Here is a 22,295-nt window from a genome sequence, read left to right as displayed (position 1 = left end):
CCTGTCTATTGAAAAGGAACGTTCACCATGTCCAAGTCATTGCCGGATGCCCTTGACCTGCCCAAGCCAAAGCTGCTTGAGGCTGACGAAAATGGCAGTGTCGATTCACTCAAACTGCTGAACGGAGGCAACGTCAGCGTCCGCTACAACGGTATGCAGAAAAAAGACTTAATCGCTCTGGACTGGCCGTTGGCAGGCAGCCCTTATCCGCCGATAGAGTCCCAGCATGGCGACGACGCAGGTTGTATCAACTTTCATATTCCTTCTGAATACATAGCCCTGTGGTTGGACAATTTCGCGGTGTTTACATACACCGTCACTAGAAACGATGAGAGTCAAACCTCTTTACAGGGTATGGTACGGATCAGTCTGCCTTCGAACTTGCCTCAGGTGCAAATTCTCGAAGCGATCGATGGCAAACTGGATCTTTCTTTGTTGTGCTGTAAAGATCCGATTCTTTACATTCCGCCCTGGGCATTTGCCGGCACAATCCAAACGATCAACTGCTATATAAGCGGCATCTATCCGGACGGCTCCAAGGCCCGACTCTATCCATTCGAGGTTGAACCGGTTACCGACGAAGACGTACGTCTGGGGTGGCGTCGAGCACTACCTCGGGCGTTGCTCCAGCAACTTAAACATGACAGCGAACTGCATCTTGTGGCGTTCGTGCGCTTCAGTCTGGCTACTCCCACTAGACAGTTCCGCTCGCTTTTGTTGACGTTGCTCACCGAGCCTCACTTGGAGCTGTCGCCCCCTGAGCTCAAGGAAGCTGTACACACCGAGTTCGACGGCTGGGTGGTCAACCCGATAAACACGGTGAACGGTGCGCATATCGCGGTGGCTTATGAGGGCATGTGCAGCGGCGACATGGTTTGCCCGACACTTACCGGCACCCCAGGGCCGGGCACAGTCGTACTGGAATGTCGCCAACCGGCTGAAGGTGAAACCAGCCTGGTGTTTGCGGTACCGCCCTCAGTGATCCGCGCCAATTTTGAGCAAGCCATTACGTTGACCTACAACGTCACGCGCTGCGATGGCAGCCATTCGTCTTCACCCGAGCGCCGAGTGAAGGTGCTGGGCATCATGGACTTGCCAAAACCGGGGATTGAACAGGCCACTGGCAACCGGGTGGACCTCAATACTTTTGGTGATGACGCAACGGCGATAGTGCCCATCTGGCATTACGCCATGGAGCAGGACTGCTGCTGGATGTGGGTAACCGGCACACTTGAGGCCGGCAACGCTTATCAGTTTTATATATTGGAAGGAGAGCCGCTGATTACCGCCTGGTTAGGCGACGGAGTTGATACACCGATAGCCAGGACCAAGCTGCAAAAATTGGCCGATTGCAGTGAGTTTGAACTGCATTTTGCGGCGAATTTTAATGGGCTGTGCGACCTGGGCACGGCCGTCGAGTTTCCTGTCCGGACCTTCAGCATCGAACAGGAAGCTCTGGTGCTGGTTGAGCCAACAGTGACGGAAGCGGTGCTTACCAACTTGACCGCTTACAATGGGCGCGACGGCGTACATGTCGAAGTGAAGTACGCCGGCAGCAATCCCAAGCACTCCATCAGTGTCTGCTGGAAACGACCGGACGATACATGCTGGTTATTGCCCTCCAAACCAGGCAGCACGACGGACGCGGTGATCTGGTTGTTGCCGCCGGAAGCCGTGATCGAGAGTATGGGTAAGGTGGTGGAAATCACTTATACGGTCACCACCGCCTGTAAGGTGCAGACATCGCCGCCGTTGAATTTGAGCATCAGCCTTCCTGTGCGCCTGGAAACGCCAAACTTGCGGCAGGCTACGCCTCCCAGAACGCAAAATGGCATTGTGGATACGCAAACATTCGCCGGGAATGCCGACGCTTTCATAGATTGGATGTGGTTTTTGCGAGCAGGACACAAGTGCTGGCTTCGGGCGACCGGAATTGATAAGAGCGGCGCTCCCTACAGTTTTGTTGTTTATGCGGCTCGAACGATTACAGCCGCAGAAGAAGCGGCAGCGTCCGAGGTGGCGGCAACTGTACTGCGATCCGAGTTAGTGAAGGCGCAGAATCAGTCCTCCATCACCTTCACATGGAGCGTGTCGACTGACGGCTTGACTGAGAATGTGGTGTGTCCACCGCGCGTGTTGACCGTAGTCACACCACCTGAAATACGTTACGAAAACTTCACAGGGCAGGCCACCAAACTGATCTCTGCCGGACAGAGCATTAGTATTCCAACGATGACCATTGCCTTTATTTCAGGCCCTGGACAAGCGGGTATCTCGCCATATTCATCTCCGGTCCCCGGAATGTTGGAAGGCCAGGCACTGGTTACTGCTAATCGCGTAGCGCAGACATCATCACCGCAACTTCTGCGCCTGACCTTAACCTTCAACTGTAAACGAGTGAGATTTGCTTACACAGGCAAAAACTATCCTACAATGATCACGTTCTATAGTCCGGAAGGTGGTTACTTGGGCGCGGTTAGCCTTAATGGACCCTCGTTGAATGGTTGGGTAGATTTCTCGGCAACGGGGAGTTCAATTATTGGGAGGATAGACATCAGCTCCAGCGACTGGACGTATTGGGACTTCTTTACATTCTGGTTGTAGTCACTTCCTGTAGTAAAAGCGCCCATGTTGATACGTGGGCGTTTTTTTCGTACGTTCCTACTTACCTTACTTTCAACCCCAGAATCTTCACCAACTTATCCGGCGACGGCGCCCCTTCAACTTGCTGCCGTTGCTGGCGCCTTCGTGTTCTTCCAGGTGGGGCAGTTGGGGTCGCTGGACAGGTAGACGATGCGCGGCGCGTTGACGTCGCCATCCTGAATCCAGTGCTTTTGGTCAGAACTGTCAATTCTGACAGTAGGCGCAGTCATGAAAAAAAGACTTACTACAGAGGCGCACCTTGGCCGGACAGGTTGGCCAGGGATAAAAACACCTTGAGTACGGAATTCTCATCATGGCCAAGCAAACACCCGCTGAAACCCCTGAAACCTCACTAAGCGCTGACAGCACGCCAAAACCACGGAGCCCTAAACCGAAAACGGCTAAGCCTGATGCTTTGGAAGTCAACGCCCCGTCGATTTCCAGCGAGGCCGGCGGGATCGTGGTTCCCTCGGCAATGAGAGGCTCCTATCTGACCGTGGATTCACGTATGGACGGGTCAGACATCACCGTCACGGTCAGCGCAAAGGAGGCGCCTGAACTTGTCCTTGAGAATCTGGTGGATTCGAGCGGTGAGACAGGGGCCAGGAAGATTGAAATTCCCTTGCGCTACTTGACGAGCCTTATGGGGTTCACTGCCCGTATTTCATATACAGGCAGGTCACAAGGCCAGCTCGCCGCTTCTCTGGTCAAGGAAGTGGGCATATCGTTCTACCCGGCAAGTGAAAGTGAAGAGCTCGCGCCTCGACTGCTTCACGAAAAAGTCCTGCATAACACGCCTACCTATGACATGAACGACCATGAAGGGAATGAGACGGTGCTCGTGCCGCTCCATCCTCTTGCGAAGGCGGGCGATAAGGTTTACTGCACTGCGGTCACTGAGCAAGACGCTCCTCCGCATGCGTTCTACACTGTACTTTACGACCATGTGTTAACTGAACAGGAGGTCGCCAGCGGTAATGCACTGCGACCCGAAATTGCACGGGGCTGGCTGGCACGGCGTAAACCGTGGAGATCCATTACGCTCCAGTCTGCCTGGATCACCAGCGGTCTGCCGGCCGAACCCCCTGCTGATGTTGACCCGCATCTCGAAACGCGCCTACCGCGAAATGCGCTCGAGGTTCAGCGTCGCCGCACCGCTGCGTTGATCGTGGCGCCAGGGTTAGACCTGCCACCTCCCCATCTGAGGCAGTCTGTGCAATACAACGATGAGTGGTGCCTTAACCCCGAGAACACTCAAGAGGGAGGCGAGGTCACCGTTCCCGGCCTTGACACTTATAAAGGCGACGAGGTGACGTTTTATGTCAGCGGGCCCGGTTATCCCAAGAAGCTGCTTGGTCAGGTAACGGTTGAGCAGAGCGGGGTTCTGCCCACTATCAAATTGCCGGCCTGTGTGGTGGCGTGTTTTTTCACCAAGCCTATGACGCTTAGTTACACCCTTGGCTTCAATGACAATGAACAGTCTTCACCTGTACGCGTGATCAACGTCCTTACCCCAACATTTCCCCATGCGCAGATAGAGGAAGCTACTGGAACAACCCTTTGCCTCACGACGTTCAAAGAGGACGCCACTGCGATCGTGCCGGTACCGGCCTACAGCTTGTGTTCGAGTTATTGCTGGATGTGGTTTGTGGGCAAGTATGAAAATGGCAGTGTTTACCGCTTCGATATTCTGGAACGGGTACCAATGACGGATGCCTGGAAGGCGGATGGTGTGGTAGCACCTATCGCCAGGGCCGCGCTGCAAGAGTTGGCTGATTGCAGTACGTTCGAACTGCACTTTGCGATGAGTTTTTGTGAGGCGTGTGATTTGGCAAGCGCGTTTGAATTCCCTGCCCAGACGTTCAAGATCGAGCAGGAAGCTCTGGTGCTGGTTGAGCCAACAGTGACGGAAGCGGTGCTTACCAACTTGACCGCTTACAATGGGCGCGACGGCGTACATGTCGAAGTGAAGTACGCCGGCAGCAATCCCAAGCACTCCATCAGTGTCTGCTGGAAACGACCGGACGATACATGCTGGTTATTGCCCTCCAAACCTGGCAGCACGACGGACGCGGTGATCTGGTTGTTGCCGCCGGAAGCCGTGATCGAGAGTATGGGTAAGGTGGTGGAAATCACTTATACGGTCACCACTGCCTGTAAGGTGCAGACATCGCCGCCGTTGAATTTGAGCATCAGCCTTCCTGTGCGCCTGGAAACGCCAAACTTGCGGCAGGCTACGCCTCCCAGAACGCAAAATGGCATTGTGGATACGCAAACATTCGCCGGGAATGCCGACGCCTTCATAGATTGGATGTGGTTTTTGCGAGCAGGACACAAGTGCTGGCTTCGGGCGACCGGAATCGATAAGAGCGGCACTCCCTACAGTTTTGTTGTTTATGCGGCTCGAACGATTACCGCTGCAGAAGAAGCGGCAGCGTCCGAGGTGGCGGCGACTGTACTGCGATCCGAGTTGATGAAGGCGAAGGATCAGTCCTCCATGACCTTCACATGGAGCGTGTCGACTGACGGCTTGACTGAGAATGTGGTGTGTCCATCGCGCGTGTTGACCGTAGTCACACCACCTGAAATACGTTACGAAAACTTCACAGGGCAGGCCACCAAACTGATCTCTGCCGGACAGAGTATTAGGATTCCAACGATGACCATTGACTTTATTTCAGGCTCTGGACAAGCGGGTATCTCGTCATATTCATATCCGGTCCCCGGAATGTTGGAAGGCCAGGCCCTAGTTACTTCTAGCGGCATATCGCAGACATCTCCACCGCAACTTCTGCGCTTGACCTTAACCTTCAACTGTAAACGAGTGAGATTTGCTTACACATACAACCACTATCCTACAATGATCACGTTCTATAGTCCGGAAGGTGGTTACTTGGGCGCGGTTAGCCTTAATGGAAACCCTCTGAATGGTTGGGTAGATTTCTCGGCAACGGGGAGTTCAACTATTGGGAGAATAGACATCAGCTCCAGCGACTGGATGTTCTGGGACTTCTTTACATTCTGGTCGTAGTCACTTCCTGTAGTAAAAGCGCCTATGTTGATACGTGGGCGTTTTTTTCTTACGTTCCTGCTTACCTTACTTCGGCCCAAGAATCTTCACCAACTTATCCGGCGACGGCGCCCCTTTACCGAGTGTCGCACTCGTTGCTGGCCACGTAGCCAGCACAGTTGGAGGGGGATATAAGGTGACCGTTGGTCCACAATACCGAGAATTTTCGACAAAACTGTTAGTTCTGACAGTAGGCAAGGTTCTTGATCCAAGGGTTAGATAACCGCAGTTTCTGGCCAGTCTGGCCGGGCCCGACGATGATCTAACGCTGGAAAGGAGTCTTATCGTGGCGAGCAAAATACCTGCAAAAAAAACCGGTTCCGTTCAGACAGCTAATTCGCTGCCAGCCGTTGAAACGGAACTGCCCTATGCGATTATCGAGCACGCTGCGAACAACAGCGTGCTGTATCCCATTGATGCGATTGATGGCACGACGGCCACGCTGACGCTGCCGGCGAACGCCACCAACGTCATGTTCTATATGGCGGTCAAGGGTCAGGACGAGCCGAGATTCGAGCCAGTTTCTGTCGAAAATGGCGTGAATGTCGTCGACATTCCGGCACAGTGGATCAGCTACTGCATCGGGCACACGGTATTGATCAAATACACGGCCAATGCAGGGGGGCGGGCATTGGAGTCCTTGACGCTTGAGCTGGAAATCCAACAGATCAGGGAGGAGCATCTCGTCGTCTCAAGGCCGGTGTTTACCCATGCCAAGGAGGAGTGGAGTACCTGGTACCTGCGCATGCAGGAGTTCCCCGGTGATGAAATTGTCGCGATCAAGGCCTGGCCGATGATTCAACCCGGGCAGCGGTTGTTTGTCGTTGTTGCGGGAAACCAGCACGTCGCGCCCTATCGCTTCGCCTGGGTAGCCAAGGATCACGTGGTTCAGGAGCACGAAGCCCATCCAGAACATGTTTTCCGCTTTACGCTTTCGCGAGGCTGGCTGTCCAGGCTGGACGACTATTCGGCGATCACCGCTCACCTGGGCGTGATTTGGGACACCACCGCCCCCGTATATCCTGCGCCTGGCGATCCGCTTCTGGAGAATCCGCTCCCAGTGAACGCCGAGGATTTCCACCTGCGCACTACCTCGTTGTTGCTGGTCGACCCCGGACAGGAACTGAACCCACCGCACTTGAAGGAGTCGGTGGAGCTACCCCCAGGTCAATGGCAGGTCAACCCTAGCAATACGGTCAACGGCGGGCATGCAATCGTCAGCTACGACGGCATGTTCGAGGGCGACCATGTCTGTGCCTATGCGTCGGGTCCGAATTACGCGCCGGTGGCCCTCGGCTGCCAGGACGTGAAGAAAGGCGAGACGAGCCTGTCATACGATGTTGCCCCCGATATCGTTGCAGCGCTGTTCGACAAGACGCTGACGCTCAACTACAGCCTCCAGTTCAACAGTTATCAACCCCAATCTTCCCCTGATCGCCACATCAAAGTGCTTGCTCCGCAACTGACCACACCGGATATCGAAGAAGCAACGATGGGGACCGTTGATCTCACTACGTTCAACAACGATGCCTCGGGTGTGGTACCTCTTTTTGACTATGCCAAAGAGGGCCAATGTTGCTGGATGTGGCTGACGGGCGTGGATGAGGAAGGCGTGGCCTTGCAGTTGGATGTGTTGCAGGACGTGCCACTGAAGCCGCACTGGCTAATCGATGGCGTGGATACGCCCATCGCCCGGAATGCTCTGAAAAAACTGGCGGATTGCAGCGACTTCAAGCTGCATTTTGCGGCGAGCTTCGATGGACAGTGCGATCGATCGACCGCCCGCGAATTCCCGGCTCGAACTTTCACCATCGTCCAGGAACAGCGAGTGCTCAAAGCGCCCACCGTGCAGGAAGCTGTGGACAACGAGCTGACCGTGTGGAATGGACGAAATGGCGTGCATGTCGAGGTGAGTTACCTCGGTAACCATCCCAACCACACCCTCAGTCTTTGCTGGACGAAGCCAAACGGAGCGTGCTGGCCGCTGGAATCCCAGCCGGGCAGCGCCAGCGGAAGCACTACCTTTTTGGTACCTCGAGAGGCGGTGATCGAAAGCATCGGCAAAACGGTGAAGATCAACTACACCGTCACCAGTGCTTGCAAGGTGCAGACTTCAGATGATTTGAATTTGCACGTCAGCGTACCGGTGCGCCTGCCGACGCCGGTTGTGAGACAGGCTACGCCACCCGCTACTCAATACGGCATTCTCGATCTGACTACCTTCCCCGGAGATGCCTTAATCACAGTTGAAACCTGGTGGTTTGCGTTGGCCGGGCAATGTGTCTGGCTCAAATGCACGGGTATCAAAAAAAATGGAACTGGGCATACTTTCTATGTGGTGAAGGGCCGGCCGCTTACCCTTGAGGAGGCCCAGACGGGGCTCTCTCAAACGATGAGTCGATCAGATATTCTGCTGTTGAAACATGATTCTCCCCTGACCGTCACCTGCATTACAGCGCCAGATAGCAACGATCCAGAAAGGGATTCCGTCACTTTTCCAGTGTTGAACCTGATTGTGAAGGGCCAACTGATCTGCCGGGAAGAGCGCTTTGAGGGGCTGGCGCCGCGGACGTTTGCTGCAGGCGGTAGTATTCAGACGGATTTGATGAAAATAACCTTTCAATCGGGGGCGGGTCTGGCGGGTATAGTGCCCTATGGTAATAACAACTATTACTCAGGTAACCACTTTGTCATGTGCCATGGTTCCGGTCATCAAATTCCACCACAGCTGCATCGATTTGATTTCAGTCGTGAGCTGGAATCCCTCAGGTTCGGCTGGGTCTGGAAAGAACTACCAGCGACAGTCACCTTTTATGGCCCCGCCGGCAATGTGATCCGGCAAGATACCTATCCCGATAATTGGTACGCCGGTTTCTGGGTCGAGTTGAAAACGACGCCTGGGACCACTGTGGCCTGGATGACGGTACTTGTAGAAGACAACTCGTATATCGATAACTTCAGCATGTACTTCCGCGAGTAAGCTGTGTTTGCTGATATACGCTTAGCGAACCCCATGAGTTGTTGATTTCAGAGTGACTGGCTCAGGGTGTAGAGGTTTGCCTCAAGTGAGTGATCTTTAGCAAACCAAGGGCCTCCGCTGTATGGAGGCCTTTTTATTGAGTCCCTCGCGAGGGACTCACTTAGGCCCCAGTATCTTCACCAACTTATCCGGCGACGGCGCCCCTTGCTGTTGCTGCAAGCCACCCTTGTCATCCAGATAGAAAATCGCCGGCGTCGCCGACAATTCCAGTTCTTCCATCAACTTCATATTGGCATCGAGCTTGGCCTCGATATCCGCTGGGATCTTGGTCAACGCCTGCAACTTGCTGCCCTTGCCGGCGCCCTCGTGTTCTTCCAAGGCTTTTTGCGGGTCTTTGGCGGCAAGCAGCGCGGCGGATTTGCCTGGGCTGTCTTCGCGGATGATGCCGACCATGATGTGGCGCAGTTGGACCTTGCCGGCCTTCACCCATGGGCGAGCCTGTTCCCAGAACATGTTGCAGTAGGGGCAGTTGGGGTCGCTGAACAGGTAGACGGTACGTGGCGCGTTGACGTCGCCGTCCTGGATCCAGTTGCTCTTTTCCATCTTGGCCCAGACTTCCTTGGCCATCGGCGCGTACACCAGTTTCTCCAGCGGCGCGCTGCTCAGGTCATTGCCCTGGGCGTCGTACAGGTTGCCGGCGATCACGCTTTTGCCGTCGGCGGTCAGGTACAGCGCCATGCCGCGGTTCTGGTACTGCGCGGCGTAGCCGGTGAGGCCGCTGGGGGCGTCGAATTTGCCGAGGATTTTAGCGCCCTTGGCTTCGATCTGTTTGATCGGGGCCGGCCAGTCTTCGGCCTGGGCCAGGGTGGCGGCGAGCGTCAAAGGCAGCAGGGTCAGCAGGTGGCGGAGGCGAGGCATGTCGGTTTCCTTTGTGGGGCGGTGTCGAAGGGTTCCATGGCACGGGCCAGGCTGGCTTGGGACAGTTCGCCAAGGTGGCTGTTGATCAGGCGCCCGTCGGCGGTATAGAACAGCGTGGTGGGCAAGGCCATGGAACCCACGGCCTGGCCGAGGCGACCGCTGGCGTCGAACAGCACGTTGTCGAGGTTCAGGCCCTGGGTGGCCAGGTAAGTGCTGACGCTTTGCATGCTCTCGGCCTGGTTGACGAACAGGAAGGTGACGTCCGGGCGTTGGTGTTGCGCGCGTTCCAGCACCGGCATTTCCCGACGGCACGGCGGGCACCAGGTGGCCCAGAGGTTGATCACCAGCGGGCCGCCTTTGTAATCGGCCAGTTGCACTACATTGCCATTGGCATCGCGCAAGGTGATGTCCGGCAGTTGCGAGCCCTTGTCGTAAAGGTTCAGGGACAGGCTGGCCATGCCCCAGAACACCAGGCCGCTGATTACCCCGGCACTCAGTGGCTTGCGCAGGGCCGGGCGCCGCCAGCCGTAGGCCAGCGCTCCCAGCACCAAGGCGATAACGCCTGGCCAGGCGAGAAAGCCGCCGTCGCGCAGGTCGACCATCTGCAGCCAGTCGTTGCGGTAATCGCTCCAGTACATCAGTACAAAGCTGACGCGCGCGGTCAGCATGCCGAGCAGGAACAGGCTGAACAGCACCGATTCGGGGTTTTCACCGCCACGCTTGGCCACGCGCCAGCCCACCAGGGTGGCAAGAATCAGCGCGCTGATCAGCAGGATATGATTCAGGGCGATGGCGAAGGTGCCGATGGTGAGGGTCAGCATCAGCGCGCGTCTCGGGTTTGCGTCCAGCGTTGCAGGAAGGCGGCGGCATCCACTTCGCCAGTGATGCGCTGGGCGCGGCGTTCTTCACCGTCCGGGCCGATCCACACGAAGCTCGGTGGCCCAGGGACTTTATAACGGCCAAGCAGTTCGCGGCTGGCGGCGTTGTCGGCGGTGACGTCCAGGCGCAGCAGGCGCACGTCTTTCAAGGCATCCATCACTTCAGGTCTACCGAATACCTGTTTTTCCATGATCTTGCACGACACGCACCAGTCGGCGTAGTAATCCACCAGCACCCATTGGCCCTGGGCCTTGGCGCTGTCGAGCTGGCTTTGCAGGGCGGCGGGGTCGTTGATGGTCACGAACGCATCGTGCGCGCTGGCGGTGGCCGCGACCTGCGCGCCGCTGTAGACCTTCAGCGGTTGCCACAGCTCATCGCTGCCACCCGCCGCGCCCACTACCAATATCGCGCCCCACAGTCCCAGCAGCAGGGAACCGGCGCCACACACCTTGGCGGCCAGGCCGTATTCACGGGCCAGGGCCCAGCCACAATAGGCCATGACCAGCGCCAGCGCGCCCCACAGGCCGATCCACAGGCTTGCGTCGACCACCGGGCGAATCATCAGCACGGCGGTGCCGAGAAACAGGAAGCCGAAGATGCCCTTGAGCACGTTCATCCAGGTGCCCGGCTTGGGCAGGAACCGGTTGCCCACGGTGACCAGCAGCAACAGCGGAATGCCGATGCCGATGCCCATGGCAAACAGGATCAGGCCACCGTGCAGCGCATTGCCGCTCTGGGCGATATACAGCAAGGCGCCGGCCAGGGGGGCGGTCATGCACGGGCCCACCAGCAGGCCGGACAACGCGCCGAGAATGCCGGCACCGATCAGGCTGCCACCGCTTTGCTTGCGGCTGACATGGTCCAGGCGATCGCGCAGGAAGGCCGGCAGTTGCAGTTCAAAGAAGCCGAACATCGGCAGGGCAAGGAGCACGAACAACGCGGCGAAACTGCCGAGGATCCACGGGGTTTGCAGCAGTGCGGCAAGGTTGCCGCCGAGCAATGCGGCCATTACGCCCAGCGCGGCATATACCAGGGCCATGCACACCACGTAGCTGCTGGCCAGGGCAAAGCCGCGACGCGGGCTGGCACCGCTGCCAACCACCAGCCCGGCGAGGATCGGCAGCATCGGCAGCGAGCAGGGCGCAAACGCCAACAACAGGCCCAGGCCGAAAAAGATCAACAGGCTCCAACCCAGGCTGCGCTGTTGCAGGCCGCTGGCCAGGCTCTGATCCTGGGCCTGGGCGGTGGCGGCGGCCGCCGGGTTGCCGCCCAGGTCCACGGTGATCGATTGCGGCGGATAGCACAGGCCGGCATCGGCGCAGCCCTGCCAGCCCAGTTTGACCTTGCCGGTAGCGCCGGCCGGGATCTTCACTTCCAGGCCCTGGCGATACACTTGCTGTTCGCCGAAGAACTCATCGCTATGGGCTTCGCCCTGAGGCAACACGGGCTTCTTGGCCAGGCCGTCGAATTTCATGCGCTGCTGGTACAGGTAGTAACCGTCGGCAATTTGCCAATACAGCTGGGTCTCGCCACTTTCAAGACGTTCGGAGGTAAAGGTGAACGCTTTGCCCACCGGCAGGAAATCAGGTTTGGTCTCGAAAGGGTTGCCCGGCGCAGCCTGGGCCAGCCCCGCGAACAATACCAGCAGAAAGGTCAATAGATGCCGCATGGTCCAGCCTTAGTTCGATACAAGTGAGGCACACAATGTGTGGCGTTGATTAACCGATGATTAACCGGGCGCTATTCTAGAGTGTAGGGATTGTCTGGTGTTGCGAAGTTCGCGGCATAATGCGCGCTTAATCCGTGCCTTTTCTAATCACCCGCATCTTTCATGAAGGGTTCAGCATGCACGTACTGGTCTGTGAAGACGACGAACTGATCGCCAGCGGCATCGTGGCCGGCCTCACCGCCCAGGGTTTCACGGTCGAACGCGTGGGCACAGCGGCGGCGGCCAGGGCGATGCTCAGGGCGGCGACCTTCGACATCATGGTGCTCGACCTCGGCCTGCCCGACGAAGACGGCCTGAAACTGCTGCAACAACAGCGCAGCCAGGGCCTGGAAATTCCGGTGCTGATCCTCACCGCGCGTGACTCGGTGACCAACCGCGTCGACGGTCTGCAGGCGGGGGCCGATGATTACCTGCTCAAGCCCTTCGACCTGCGCGAACTCGCCGCCCGCCTGCAAACCCTGCTGCGCCGCGTGGCGGGGCGCAGCGTCAACCTGATCGAACATGGCCGCCTGGCGTATGACCCCAGCAGCCGCGAGACTTTCCTGGGCGGCCAGCCGGTGGACCTGTCGCGCCGTGAACAAGCGCTGTTGCAGGCCTTGCTGCACAACAAGGGCCGTGTGCTCTCCAGCGAGCAGCTCAAGGACAGCGTCTACGGGTTCAACGACGAACTGGAAAGCAACGCGCTCAATGTGCATATCCACCACCTGCGGCGCAAATTGGGCAATGGCATCGTCGAGACCGTGCGCGGCCTCGGCTATCGCCTGGGCCCGGCCGATGCGGGAGAGGATGCTTCGTGATGAGCCTGCGCCTGCGCCTGACGTTCAAGCTCGGCGCCGCGTTTGTGTTGATCTGGGCCCTGGCGGCGGCCTGGATGCTCAACGACCTGCGCAACCAGATGATGTTTTCCCTCGACCAGCGCCTGGTCGCCTCGGCGCGCATGGTGGCCGGGCTGACCGAACAGATGCCGGGCCTGGCCAGCGTCGGCGCCGGCACCCATTTGCGCACCGAACAACTCAATGTACCGGGGGGCATGGCCTGCCAGGTCAGTTCCCTGCATGGCGAAATCCTGGCGCGCAGCCATACCACGCCGGATGAGGGGCTGGAGTCGCGCAAGAGCGGTTTTCGCGACCAGATAATCGATGGCGTGGGCTGGCGCAGTTTCACCCTGTCCCGTGGCGACCTGCTGATCACCACCGCCGACCGTCAGGTGGAGCGCGAGGCGCTGAACCTGTCGATCCTGCTGGCGGCCTCAGTGCCGGTCGGCGTGGCCTTGCTGGGATGCCTGTGCTTGCTGTGGCTGGGCATCGGCCAGAGCCTGGTGCCGCTCAATCGTATGCGTGACGCTTTGATGCGCCGCAGCGCCGACTCGCTCGAGCCGCTGCAGATCCACCCGCTGCCCAGTGAACTCAAGCCGTTGCTCGACACCCAGAACCAACTGTTGCAACGCATCGCCAAGACCATCGAACGTGAGCGCCGCCTGACCGGCGACGCCGCCCATGAACTGCGCAGCCCGTTGACCGCGATCAAGACCCACCTGCAAGTGGCCCGCATGACCGAAGGCGCGGCCCGTGACCAGTCCCTGGCCCACGCCGAGGAAGGCGCCGACCGCTTGCATCGCACCCTGGAGCAACTGTTGCTGCTGGCGCGGGTGGAGGGCAGCTTGTCGTTTGACGATGGCTTGCAGTCCAGCGCCGAGGACGTTGCCAGGTTGGCGATCCAGGACGCCAACGCCGGGGACAATTCGCGCATCGACCTGATCCTGGCGGACAGCCTTGCCGCCACACCGGTGGACATGCCCGTGGGCCTGGCCGTCGCGGCCTTGCGCAACCTGCTGGACAACGCCTTGCGTCACACCCCGGCCGATACCCGGGTGGAGCTGAAGGTGTCGTCCAGCGCTGACAAGGTGATATTCCGCGTGCGTGACCATGGCCCGCAGATATCCAGCGAAGACCTGCAATATCTCACCCAACGCTTCTGGCGCAATGGCAGCAGCGAAGGCTGTGGCCTGGGCCTGGCGATTGTTCAAGCGATCGTCCAGCGCTGCGCTTGCTCGTTGACGTTCGACAGCCAGGCCGATGGCCTGCGGGTTGAGTTGGGTATGCCGTTGCGACACTGATCGCTTTTCTACAAGTGCCAAATAATTACCGCCCGCCCGAAGCGCAAGTCTTCAGGATGGCGGTAATTTTTTTGCGCTTGAAAGGGCCGAATGATTCGGCCCGTACTGAAAAGGACGGATCTTATGTTGGTCATCGATACCAGTTTCCCTGCCAGGGACTTCAACGAACGTAACGGCGAGCCGGTGGGGCAAGTACTCTTGCATTACACCGCGGCGCCCTTTGTATCGTCCTTGCGCACCCTGACCCAGAACGGGGTCAGCGCTCACTATCTGCTGCCCGATCCTGACGAACCGGCCTACCGCGCCGCCGGCTATGACGAACTGCGCGTGTTTCGCCTGGTGCCCGAAGATAAGCGCGCCTGGCATGCCGGGGCGAGTCATTGGGACGGGCGGGATAACCTCAACAGTCGCGCGATTGGCATCGAAATCGTCAACCTGGCGCGCGATGACAAAGGCGTGTTCACCTTCCCGGCGTATCGCGAGCAACAGGTAGAGGTTTTGATTACGCTGGTGCGCGATATCCTGGAGCGTTATCCGCAGATCGGACCGGTGGATATTCTCGGGCATTCGGATGTGGCGTACTGGCGCAAAAGCGATCCGGGACCTCAGTTGCCCTGGCGCTGCCTGTATGAAGCCGGGGTAGGCGCCTGGTTTGACGAGGCGACCCGAGCGATGTACCAACGCCGGTTTTGCCTGAGCTTGCCGCCGGAGGTGGAAGTAGAGCGGGCCTTTCAGCGGTATGGCTACAAACCGGCGTGGAACCGCCAAGCCTTTGAACAGCGGACCCGGGCGTTTCAAATGCACTTTCGGGCGCGGGATTACGCTGGGCTTCTCGATGCTGAGACCTGCGCGATCCTGTACGCGCTGAATGAAAAATACCGCGGGCTCTAAAGCCGAACGCCTTTCACATTTGGATTTCATTCATCAGTTACATAACACCGGCCCCTAAATCCTCTTCTCGCTGATGCGTCTTCAGAACATGAAGTCCGTGCGTACTCCCCATCCCACGGACCACCACCTGAGGGATCGAGAGATGTCAGTCGCCACCAGCCCCATCGAAGCCGCGCCTGTGCACGTCAGCGAAACGCTCTACCAGTTCGACGACAGCCCGTTGCTGGCCCGCCAGCGCCAGCAGGAGTCCAATGCCCGCAGCTACCCGCGGCGCATTCCCCTGGCGCTCAAGCGGGCCAAGGGTATCTATGTGGAAGATGTGGAAGGCCGCAGTTTCATTGACTGCCTGGCCGGCGCGGGCACCCTGGCGCTCGGCCATAACCACCCGGTGGTGATCCAGGCCATTCAACAAGTGTTGAGCGATGAGTTGCCGTTGCACACTCTGGACCTGACCACGCCGGTCAAGGATCAGTTCGTGCAGGATTTGTTCGGCCTGCTGCCGCCGGAACTGGCGCGCGAGGCGAAAATCCAGTTCTGCGGCCCCACCGGTACCGATGCGGTGGAAGCGGCCTTGAAGCTGGTACGCACCGCCACCGGGCGCAGTACGGTGTTGTCGTTCCAGGGCGGTTATCACGGCATGAGCCAGGGCGCGTTGAGCCTGATGGGCAGCCTCGGGCCGAAGAAGCCGCTGGGCGCATTGCTTGGCAATGGCGTGCAATTCCTACCATTCCCCTACGACTACCGCTGCCCGTTCGGCCTGGGCGGCGCGCAGGGCGTGCGGGTCAACCTGCATTACCTGGAAAACCTGCTCAACGATCCCGAAGGCGGCGTGTTGCCGCCGGCAGCGGTGATTGTCGAAGTGGTGCAGGGTGAGGGCGGCGTGGTCCCGGCCGATCTCGACTGGCTGCGCGGCCTGCGGCGTATCACCGAACAGGCGGGCGTCGCGCTGATCGTTGATGAGATCCAGAGTGGCTTTGGCCGTACAGGCAAAATGTTCGCCTTCGAACACGCGGGGATCATCCCGGACGTGGTGGTGATGTCCAAAGCCATTGGTGGCAGCCTGCCGCTGGCGGTGGTGGTGTACCGCGACTGGCTCGACACCTGGTTGCCGGGCGCCCATGCCGGGACCTTCCGTGGCAATCAGATGGCAATGGCGGCGGGTTCGGCAGTGATGCGCTACCTCAAGGAACACGACCTGGCCGCGCATGCGGCGGCGATGGGCGAGCGCCTGGGTGAACATCTGCGCCTGCTGCAGCGCGACTTCCCGCACCTGGGAGATATTCGCGGGCGTGGGTTGATGCTCGGCGTGGAGCTGGTTGACCCGGATGGCACGCGCGACATCCAAGGCCACCCACCGGTGCATCGCCAGCTCGCGCCGTTGGTACAACGTGAATGCCTCAAGCGCGGCCTGATCCTCGAGCTGGGCGGGCGGCATGGCGGCGTGGTGCGTTTCCTGCCGCCGCTGGTGATCACTGCCGCCGAGATCGACCGGGTCGCCGAGATCTTCGGGCGCGCCGTGGCGGCGGCGCTCGCCAGCCTCTAATTTTCCCGGTCCCTGAAACGTTTCTAGAGATATCAGCGCTGCGCATGGTGCGCGGCCAGCCTTTGAGCGACGGAGAACCGCAATGACCTCAGTATTTGACCGCGACGACATCCTGTTTCAGGTAGTGGTCAACCACGAAGAACAGTATTCGATCTGGCCCGACTACAAGGCCGTGCCGGAAGGCTGGCGAACCGTGGGCAAGAGCGGCATGAAGAAAGAGTGCCTGGCCTATATCGAAGAGAATTGGACGGATATGCGTCCGCTGAGCTTGCGCCAGAAGATGGATGGCGCTGCACTCGCCTGAGCACCACTGATCAAAAATGTGGGAGGGGGCTTGCTCCCGATAGCGGAGTGTCAGTCACTGTATTTGTTGACTGATCCACCGCCATCGGGGGCAAGCCCCCTCCCACATTTAGACAGTGTCGCCTTCTAGAGGCTCTTCTCTTTCTCCAATGCGCCTGATGCTCCCGTCACCACCTGCACACTCAAGCGCGGTGTCGCCAGGTCGAGCCCGGCTTCATCCAGATGCCGCTTGAGTGACAGGTTGAACGCCCGCGACACTTCCCACTGCTTGATCGGCGCCGTCTTGAACCGTGCGCGCAGGATCGCGCTGCCCGATTCAAAACTCTCCACGCCCTGAATCTCCAGCGGCGACCAGATATTGCGGCGTTGCAGTGGGTCATTGCGCATGGCGTGGCCGACATCGCGCATCAGCTTGATCGCGTCGTCGATCTCCATGTTGTACGGGATCGCCACGCGAAAGATCGCGTAGCCGAATTCCCGCGAGTAGTTCTTGATGCTCTTGATCTCGCTGAAGGGAATGGTGTGCACGATGCCGTCGATATCGCGCAGGCGCACGGTGCGGATGGTCAGCCCTTCGACGGTGCCGAGGTGGCCGCCGACGTCCACGTAGTCATCGATGGCCAGGGAGTCTTCGATAATGATGAACAGGCCGGTGATCAGGTCGGCCACCAGCGACTGCGCACCGAAACCGATCGCCAGGCCGATCACACCGGCACCGGCCAGCAGTGGCGTGACGTTCATGCCCATGTTCGCCAGGGCGACGATGGCGGCGATGATAAAGATCGTCACGAACAGCACGTTGCGGATCAACGGCATCATGGTTTGCGCACGCGCGTTGGCCAGGCCTTTGCGCGAGCGGGTCAGGGCATGATGGATCGCGGTGTCGCTGAGAATCCAGATCAGCCAGGCAAACAGTAAAGTCCCGCCGAGGCTGAACAGTTTGACGCTGATTTCATGGCCGTCGCCTTCGGTGAAGCGAATCAGTGACAGGCCCCACACGCGCAGGCCCAGTTCGATGAACACCAACCACACCGCCAGGTGCGCCAGGGTGTAGACGAAGCTTTTCAGGCGGTCGGAGTACAGCGCATGGCGCTTGTGCCCGCGTTGCGGCTTGAGGGCGTGGCGCCGCACGAGCCCGTTGATCACCATGCACAACACCAGCAACACGGTGCACAGCAGCGATTGGCGCAGGGCGGTGCTGGTGTCGCCGGCGGACAGGAAGGTGGCGAACAGCGAAATACCCACCAGCAACAATGCCGGCAAGTACCAGAAAGTGCCGATGATCGACAGGGTATCGGTGAGGGCGCGACGCGTCAGGCGGCGCGACAGTGGTTGGTTACGGATCAGGTGAGCGATCGGCCGACGGAAGCGCAGGATGAACACGCCAGTGGACAGCGCCGCCATCACATTGGCCACGGTTGCGGCCGTATGAGCCAGGTGCTGGCCGAGCGCAGTGACCAGCCGCGGGTCGCTCAAGGCTTCACCAAAGGCGGCGAAACTGCCGATCCACCACAGCGGGCGGAAGGCCTGATGGCGCAGGATATACAGGGCGCGGTGGCGGTGCGGGCCGTCCAGCAGGGAAAACGCAATCACGCAGATTGCCGAGAAACAAGTGCCGACGACCAGGGCGTAAGCCAGCACCATCGCCAGGGATTTGCCCAGGGACGAGGGCAGGGCGTAGCTCAGGTAAACCGTGATCACCAGGGCGATCAACCACGGGCCGAGTTTGCGCAGGGCGAAGCGCAGCATGTCCCAGGTGCGCGGGTGTTGCGGAAGTTCTTCAGGCAGGCCGAAACGTTCGCGCACGCGGTGGCTGAGCCAGATCAGCGCGGCGGCCAGCAGGCTCCATACCGCCAGGATCACCGCAAAACCAAAGATAATCGGCAGCCATTCAGTGGCCGGCAACATCAGCGCGCTGAGTTCGTCCCTGGCCAGGTCGACTTCATTGGACCAGCGGCCCAGCGGGCTGTCGGCGCCGGAGAACTGCTGTTCAAAGCCCGACAGCGTGCTGCCGATCAGGCCGAGCACACCGAGTTCGGCCGCCGGTTGGGCTTTTTGCGTGGCGGCGCGCAGTTTCTTCAAGTCGCTCAGCAGCTGGGTGCGCTGCTGGTCGTTCTCCAGGGTTTTGATCACCTCGTCCAGCGACTGCCCCAAGGGCACCTCGGCCTGGGGTTGGGCCTTGTTGGAGCTGCCCAGCATTCCGGGCAAGCCCACGGCTTGGGCGGACGTGAGCGGCAGCAGCGTGAGCAGGGCGATGAGCAGGGCGATGAGCAGGTAGCAGGGCAGGGCAAACAGACGGAAAAGCACGGAGGCAGTCAACCTTGAAAACGACGAATTGACCGAGTGTACGAGGCCGCTATGCCAGATGCGAGCGCATTTGTCATTCCACCAGTTTCGCGAGGATCTTGTACACCACGGTGCCCAGGATCAGCAGCATGCCGACCCACATGCCGAATACGCCAAGGGGTTTGTCGCGAAAGTTGAAGCCGACGGCAAGCAGGATCATGCCGATCATGATCGGGATAAGCATGGCGTGGAACGAGGACATGGAGATCATCAGGCGACGGCCTTGTCGGAGTGGGAGTTCTGACAAGTCTAGGTCGGATTATGGGAAATGCAGGTGATATGGATCAGGTGAACACATAACCAATGTGGGAGGGGGCTTGCCCCGATAGCGGTAGGTCAGTCAACAGATACTTTGACTGACACTCTGCCATCGGGGGCAAGCCCCCTCCCACATTTGATCGAGTCAGCCTGGCAAATCAGGGCAGGTCGCGGCTGGCGTAGAAGGCGCCTAATACCTTCACCAGATGCGCCAGGTCATGGCTACCACACAGCTCGCGGATGGAATGCATGGCAAACGTCGGCAGGCCGATGTCCACGGTGCGCACACCCAGGTGGCTGGCGGTGATCGGCCCGATCGTCGAGCCGCAGCCCATATCACTGCGCACTACAAAGCTTTGCACCGGCACTTCCTGGGCCATGCACAGGTGGCGGAAGAACCCGGCGGTTTCGCTGTTGGTGGCGTAGCGCTGGTTGCTGTTGACCTTGATCACCGGGCCGGCGTTGAGCTTGGGGCCGTGGTTGGCGTCGTGTTTCTCGGCGTAGTTCGGGTGCACGCCATGGGCGTTGTCCGCAGACACCAACAGGGATTTCTGAATGGTGCGTACGAATTCTTCACCTTCTGGCAGCAGGCGGCGCAGGGTCTGTTCGAGCATCGGGCCATCGGCGCCGCAGGCCGAGCAGGAGCCGACTTCTTCATGGTCGTTGCACACCAGCACGCAGGTTTCATCGGTGTCGCTGGTGAGCAGGGCTTGCAACCCGGCGTAGCACGACAGCAGGTTGTCCAGACGCGCACCGGCAATGAAGTCGCCATTGAGGCCGATCACCGCAGCGCCTTGGGTGTCGTAGAAGCTCAACTCGTAATCGAGTACCACATCGGCGTTCAGCCCATGCTCGCGAGCCAATTGTTCGGTGAGCACGGCGCGAAAGTCCACGCGCTCGTCACCGGCAAACTGCGCGAGGATCGGCGGCAGTTCGGTCTGGGCATTGATCGCCCAGCCCTGGTTGGCCTCACGGTTCAGGTGAATGGCCAGGTTGGGAATGATGGCGATCGGCAGCTTGAAGTCGATCAGCTGGCTTTCGACCTTGCCATCGCGGCGGAACGTGACGCGGCCGGCCAGGGACAAGTCGCGGTCGAACCACGGGGCCAGCAAGGCGCCGCCGTAGACTTCCACGCCTAACTGCCAGAAACCCTGGCGTTGCAACTCGGGCTGCGGCTTGACCCGCAGACACGGGCTGTCGGTGTGGGCGCCGACCATACGGATACCGTCTTGCAGCGGCGAATGGCGGCCCAGTTTGAACGCGATGATCGAGGAGTCGTTACGGGTCACGTAATAGCGACCGTTGGCTTCGGTGGCCCAGGTGTCACGCTCGTCGAGACGCTGGTAACCGGCCGCTTCCAGGCGCTGGGCGAGGGCGGCAGTGGCATGAAAAGGAGTAGGGGAGGCCTTGAGGAAGTCGATCAGGCCTTGATTCAACGCTTCGCGCATAAATAGCTCCAGACAGCAATGCGCGGAGTTTACCGTATTGGTTTGACTCGGTGGCGAGAACTGACGCAGAACAAAATGTGGGAGGGGGCTTGCCCCCGATAGCGGTGTATCAGTCAGCCAATGTTTAGCTGACCCACTGCCATCGGGGGCAAGCCCCCTCCCACATTTGACCGTGTTCACCGCTTAAAAGGGTGCTGGGCACTCGAAGCGCATGCGCTCACCGCTTTGCGGGTGAGTGAAGCTCAGCATGCTCGCGTGCAGGCACAGGCGCGGCCAGGCGGCGAGGGCCTGTTCGTGGGCATATAGGCCATCGCCGAGCAGCGGGTGGCCGATGGACAACATGTGCACGCGCAACTGGTGCGAGCGCCCGGTGATCGGCGTCAGTTCGACGCGGCACCAGTCACCGCAACGTTCCAGCACCTTCCAGAAAGTCAGCGCGTGCTTGCCGAACTCATGGTCGACCACATGGCGCGGCTTGGTCGGCGGGTCATAGCGCAAGGGCAGGTCGATGCTGCCGCTGTCCAGTTCCGGTTGGCCCCAAGCCAAGGCGGTGTAGGCCTTTTCTGTTTCGCGGTCGTGAAACTGGCGGGACAGTTCGCGGTGGGTATCAGCGTCCCGCGCCAGCAGGATGATGCCCGAGGTTTCCCAGTCCAGGCGATGGACGATGCGGGCTTCGGGGTAGCCGTTTTCCTGCAGGCGGGTAATCAGGCAGTCCTTGTTGTCGTCGGCGCGGCCGGGCACCGAGAGCAGCAGGGTCGGCTTGTTCACCACCAGGACAGCGTCGTCCTGATGCAGGATATGGATGTTGGACAGCGGCATTAAACAGCCTCGTAACAAACGCCAACGGCGGCTCGCCCACCCGGTTCCCGAAAAGGGATCAAGGTGATCGAGCCGCCGTGGCGGCCGCCTGTTCGATCAACGATCAGGCAGGGTGATATTGAGTTCCAGAATCGAGCAGCTGCCGTCATTTTCCAGGGCGACATGCACGTCATCGTTGCCGATATTGACGTACTTGCGGATCACCTCGACCAGTTCCTTCTGCAAGGCTGGCAGGTAATCCGGGGTGCTGCGTTGGCCGCGTTCGTGCGCCACGATGATCTGTAGACGCTCTTTCGCGACCGACGCGGTACTTGGCTTTTTGTTGGCGCGAAAGAAGTCGAGAAATTTCATT

16 protein-coding genes are annotated in these 22,295 nt (G+C 59.5%); 8 read left to right on the top strand and 8 right to left on the bottom strand.

All coding sequences use genetic code 11. The annotated features are described in order from the left end of the window. Positions 1-27 precede the first annotated feature (27 nt). The 3 genes from C4J90_RS18150 to C4J90_RS18135 all read left to right on the top strand — a co-directional run bounded on the left by C4J90_RS18150 (position 28) and on the right by C4J90_RS18135 (position 8,693). Entirely contained in the window at positions 28-2,604 is a 2,577-nt protein-coding gene (locus C4J90_RS18150; protein ID WP_124420509.1) for a hypothetical protein, read from the top strand. Positions 2,605-2,956: 352 nt separating this feature from the next. Further along, positions 2,957-5,674, top strand: coding sequence for a hypothetical protein (locus C4J90_RS18140; protein ID WP_124420508.1), 2,718 nt, complete (start codon positions 2,957-2,959; stop codon positions 5,672-5,674). Between the two features lie 325 nt (positions 5,675-5,999). Then, positions 6,000-8,693, top strand: coding sequence for a hypothetical protein (locus C4J90_RS18135; protein ID WP_124420507.1), 2,694 nt, complete (start codon positions 6,000-6,002; stop codon positions 8,691-8,693). A gap of 156 nt (positions 8,694-8,849) precedes the next feature. Here the strand turns inward: C4J90_RS18135 and dsbG are convergent, their stop codons facing one another. Genes dsbG through dsbD form a run of 3 tightly spaced genes read right to left on the bottom strand, consistent with a single transcriptional unit; the run spans position 8,850 to position 12,159 of the window. After that, the gene (gene dsbG / locus C4J90_RS18130; RefSeq protein WP_124420506.1) at positions 8,850-9,611 is read right to left on the bottom strand and encodes a thiol:disulfide interchange protein DsbG; all 762 of its coding nucleotides are present in this window, start codon (positions 9,609-9,611) and stop codon (positions 8,850-8,852) included. Continuing rightward, positions 9,587-10,432: a TlpA disulfide reductase family protein gene (locus C4J90_RS18125; RefSeq protein ID WP_124363743.1), complete on the bottom strand. Its 846-nt coding sequence runs from the start codon at positions 10,430-10,432 to the stop codon at positions 9,587-9,589. The genes dsbG and C4J90_RS18125 overlap by 25 nt, the downstream gene beginning before the upstream one ends. Beyond that, on the bottom strand, positions 10,432-12,159 hold the full coding sequence (gene dsbD / locus C4J90_RS18120; protein ID WP_124420505.1) for a protein-disulfide reductase DsbD: 1,728 nt from the start codon (positions 12,157-12,159) through the stop codon (positions 10,432-10,434). The genes C4J90_RS18125 and dsbD overlap by 1 nt, the downstream gene beginning before the upstream one ends. Positions 12,160-12,335: 176 nt before the next feature. Between dsbD and C4J90_RS18115 the strand changes: the two genes are divergently transcribed. The 5 genes from C4J90_RS18115 to C4J90_RS18095 all read left to right on the top strand — a co-directional run bounded on the left by C4J90_RS18115 (position 12,336) and on the right by C4J90_RS18095 (position 17,073). Beyond that, positions 12,336-13,016, top strand: a complete 681-nt coding sequence (locus tag C4J90_RS18115; RefSeq protein WP_124363741.1) for a response regulator — start codon at positions 12,336-12,338, stop codon at positions 13,014-13,016. Continuing rightward, positions 13,016-14,335, top strand: a complete 1,320-nt coding sequence (locus tag C4J90_RS18110) for an ATP-binding protein (RefSeq protein ID WP_124420504.1) — start codon at positions 13,016-13,018, stop codon at positions 14,333-14,335. Before C4J90_RS18115 ends, C4J90_RS18110 begins: the two co-directional genes overlap by 1 nt. Positions 14,336-14,458: 123 nt before the next feature. Then, positions 14,459-15,226, top strand: coding sequence for an N-acetylmuramoyl-L-alanine amidase (locus tag C4J90_RS18105; protein WP_124420503.1), 768 nt, complete (start codon positions 14,459-14,461; stop codon positions 15,224-15,226). Positions 15,227-15,368: 142 nt separating this feature from the next. Beyond that, positions 15,369-16,769, top strand: coding sequence for an aspartate aminotransferase family protein (locus C4J90_RS18100; RefSeq protein ID WP_124420502.1), 1,401 nt, complete (start codon positions 15,369-15,371; stop codon positions 16,767-16,769). An 82-nt stretch (positions 16,770-16,851) separates the two neighbouring features. Further along, a complete protein-coding gene (locus tag C4J90_RS18095; RefSeq protein ID WP_057721389.1) occupies positions 16,852-17,073 on the top strand; it encodes an MbtH family protein in 222 nt (73 codons plus the stop codon). 125 nt (positions 17,074-17,198) lie between these two features. On the opposite strand, the gene C4J90_RS18090 is transcribed toward C4J90_RS18095, so the two are convergent. The 5 genes from C4J90_RS18090 to minE all read right to left on the bottom strand — a co-directional run bounded on the left by C4J90_RS18090 (position 17,199) and on the right by minE (position 22,294). Beyond that, positions 17,199-19,379, bottom strand: coding sequence for a mechanosensitive ion channel family protein (locus C4J90_RS18090; protein ID WP_124420501.1), 2,181 nt, complete (start codon positions 19,377-19,379; stop codon positions 17,199-17,201). A 73-nt stretch (positions 19,380-19,452) separates the two neighbouring features. Further along, the gene (locus C4J90_RS26940) at positions 19,453-19,629 is read right to left on the bottom strand and encodes a hypothetical protein (protein ID WP_164484560.1); all 177 of its coding nucleotides are present in this window, start codon (positions 19,627-19,629) and stop codon (positions 19,453-19,455) included. 205 nt (positions 19,630-19,834) lie between these two features. After that, entirely contained in the window at positions 19,835-21,124 is a 1,290-nt protein-coding gene (locus C4J90_RS18085) for a M18 family aminopeptidase (RefSeq protein WP_124363736.1), read from the bottom strand. A gap of 183 nt (positions 21,125-21,307) precedes the next feature. Then, positions 21,308-21,943, bottom strand: a complete 636-nt coding sequence (locus tag C4J90_RS18080; protein ID WP_124363735.1) for an RluA family pseudouridine synthase — start codon at positions 21,941-21,943, stop codon at positions 21,308-21,310. Positions 21,944-22,039: 96 nt separating this feature from the next. Continuing rightward, a complete protein-coding gene (gene minE, locus C4J90_RS18075; protein WP_003175252.1) occupies positions 22,040-22,294 on the bottom strand; it encodes a cell division topological specificity factor MinE in 255 nt (84 codons plus the stop codon). Position 22,295 lies beyond the last annotated feature (1 nt).

Source organism: Pseudomonas sp. R2-60-08W, from assembly GCF_003852335.1.
Classification (GTDB): domain Bacteria; phylum Pseudomonadota; class Gammaproteobacteria; order Pseudomonadales; family Pseudomonadaceae; genus Aquipseudomonas.
The sequence above is the reverse complement of the archived record's forward strand: the minus strand, read 5'-3'. Positions and strand labels throughout refer to the sequence as shown.

Coding starts and splice junctions, on each gene's coding strand:
- C4J90_RS18085 (WP_124363736.1), bottom strand. CDS start 21,124: ATGCGCGAAGCGTTGAATCAAGGCCTGATCGACTTCCTCAAGGCCTCC.
- dsbG (WP_124420506.1), bottom strand. CDS start 9,611: ATGCCTCGCCTCCGCCACCTGCTGACCCTGCTGCCTTTGACGCTCGCC.
- C4J90_RS18100 (WP_124420502.1), top strand. CDS start 15,369: ATGTCAGTCGCCACCAGCCCCATCGAAGCCGCGCCTGTGCACGTCAGC.
- C4J90_RS18140 (WP_124420508.1), top strand. CDS start 2,957: ATGGCCAAGCAAACACCCGCTGAAACCCCTGAAACCTCACTAAGCGCT.
- C4J90_RS18150 (WP_124420509.1), top strand. CDS start 28: ATGTCCAAGTCATTGCCGGATGCCCTTGACCTGCCCAAGCCAAAGCTG.
- C4J90_RS18095 (WP_057721389.1), top strand. CDS start 16,852: ATGACCTCAGTATTTGACCGCGACGACATCCTGTTTCAGGTAGTGGTC.
- C4J90_RS18080 (WP_124363735.1), bottom strand. CDS start 21,943: ATGCCGCTGTCCAACATCCATATCCTGCATCAGGACGACGCTGTCCTG.
- minE (WP_003175252.1), bottom strand. CDS start 22,294: ATGAAATTTCTCGACTTCTTTCGCGCCAACAAAAAGCCAAGTACCGCG.
- C4J90_RS18125 (WP_124363743.1), bottom strand. CDS start 10,432: ATGCTGACCCTCACCATCGGCACCTTCGCCATCGCCCTGAATCATATC.
- C4J90_RS26940 (WP_164484560.1), bottom strand. CDS start 19,629: ATGATCTCCATGTCCTCGTTCCACGCCATGCTTATCCCGATCATGATC.
- dsbD (WP_124420505.1), bottom strand. CDS start 12,159: ATGCGGCATCTATTGACCTTTCTGCTGGTATTGTTCGCGGGGCTGGCC.
- C4J90_RS18110 (WP_124420504.1), top strand. CDS start 13,016: ATGAGCCTGCGCCTGCGCCTGACGTTCAAGCTCGGCGCCGCGTTTGTG.
- C4J90_RS18115 (WP_124363741.1), top strand. CDS start 12,336: ATGCACGTACTGGTCTGTGAAGACGACGAACTGATCGCCAGCGGCATC.
- C4J90_RS18105 (WP_124420503.1), top strand. CDS start 14,459: ATGTTGGTCATCGATACCAGTTTCCCTGCCAGGGACTTCAACGAACGT.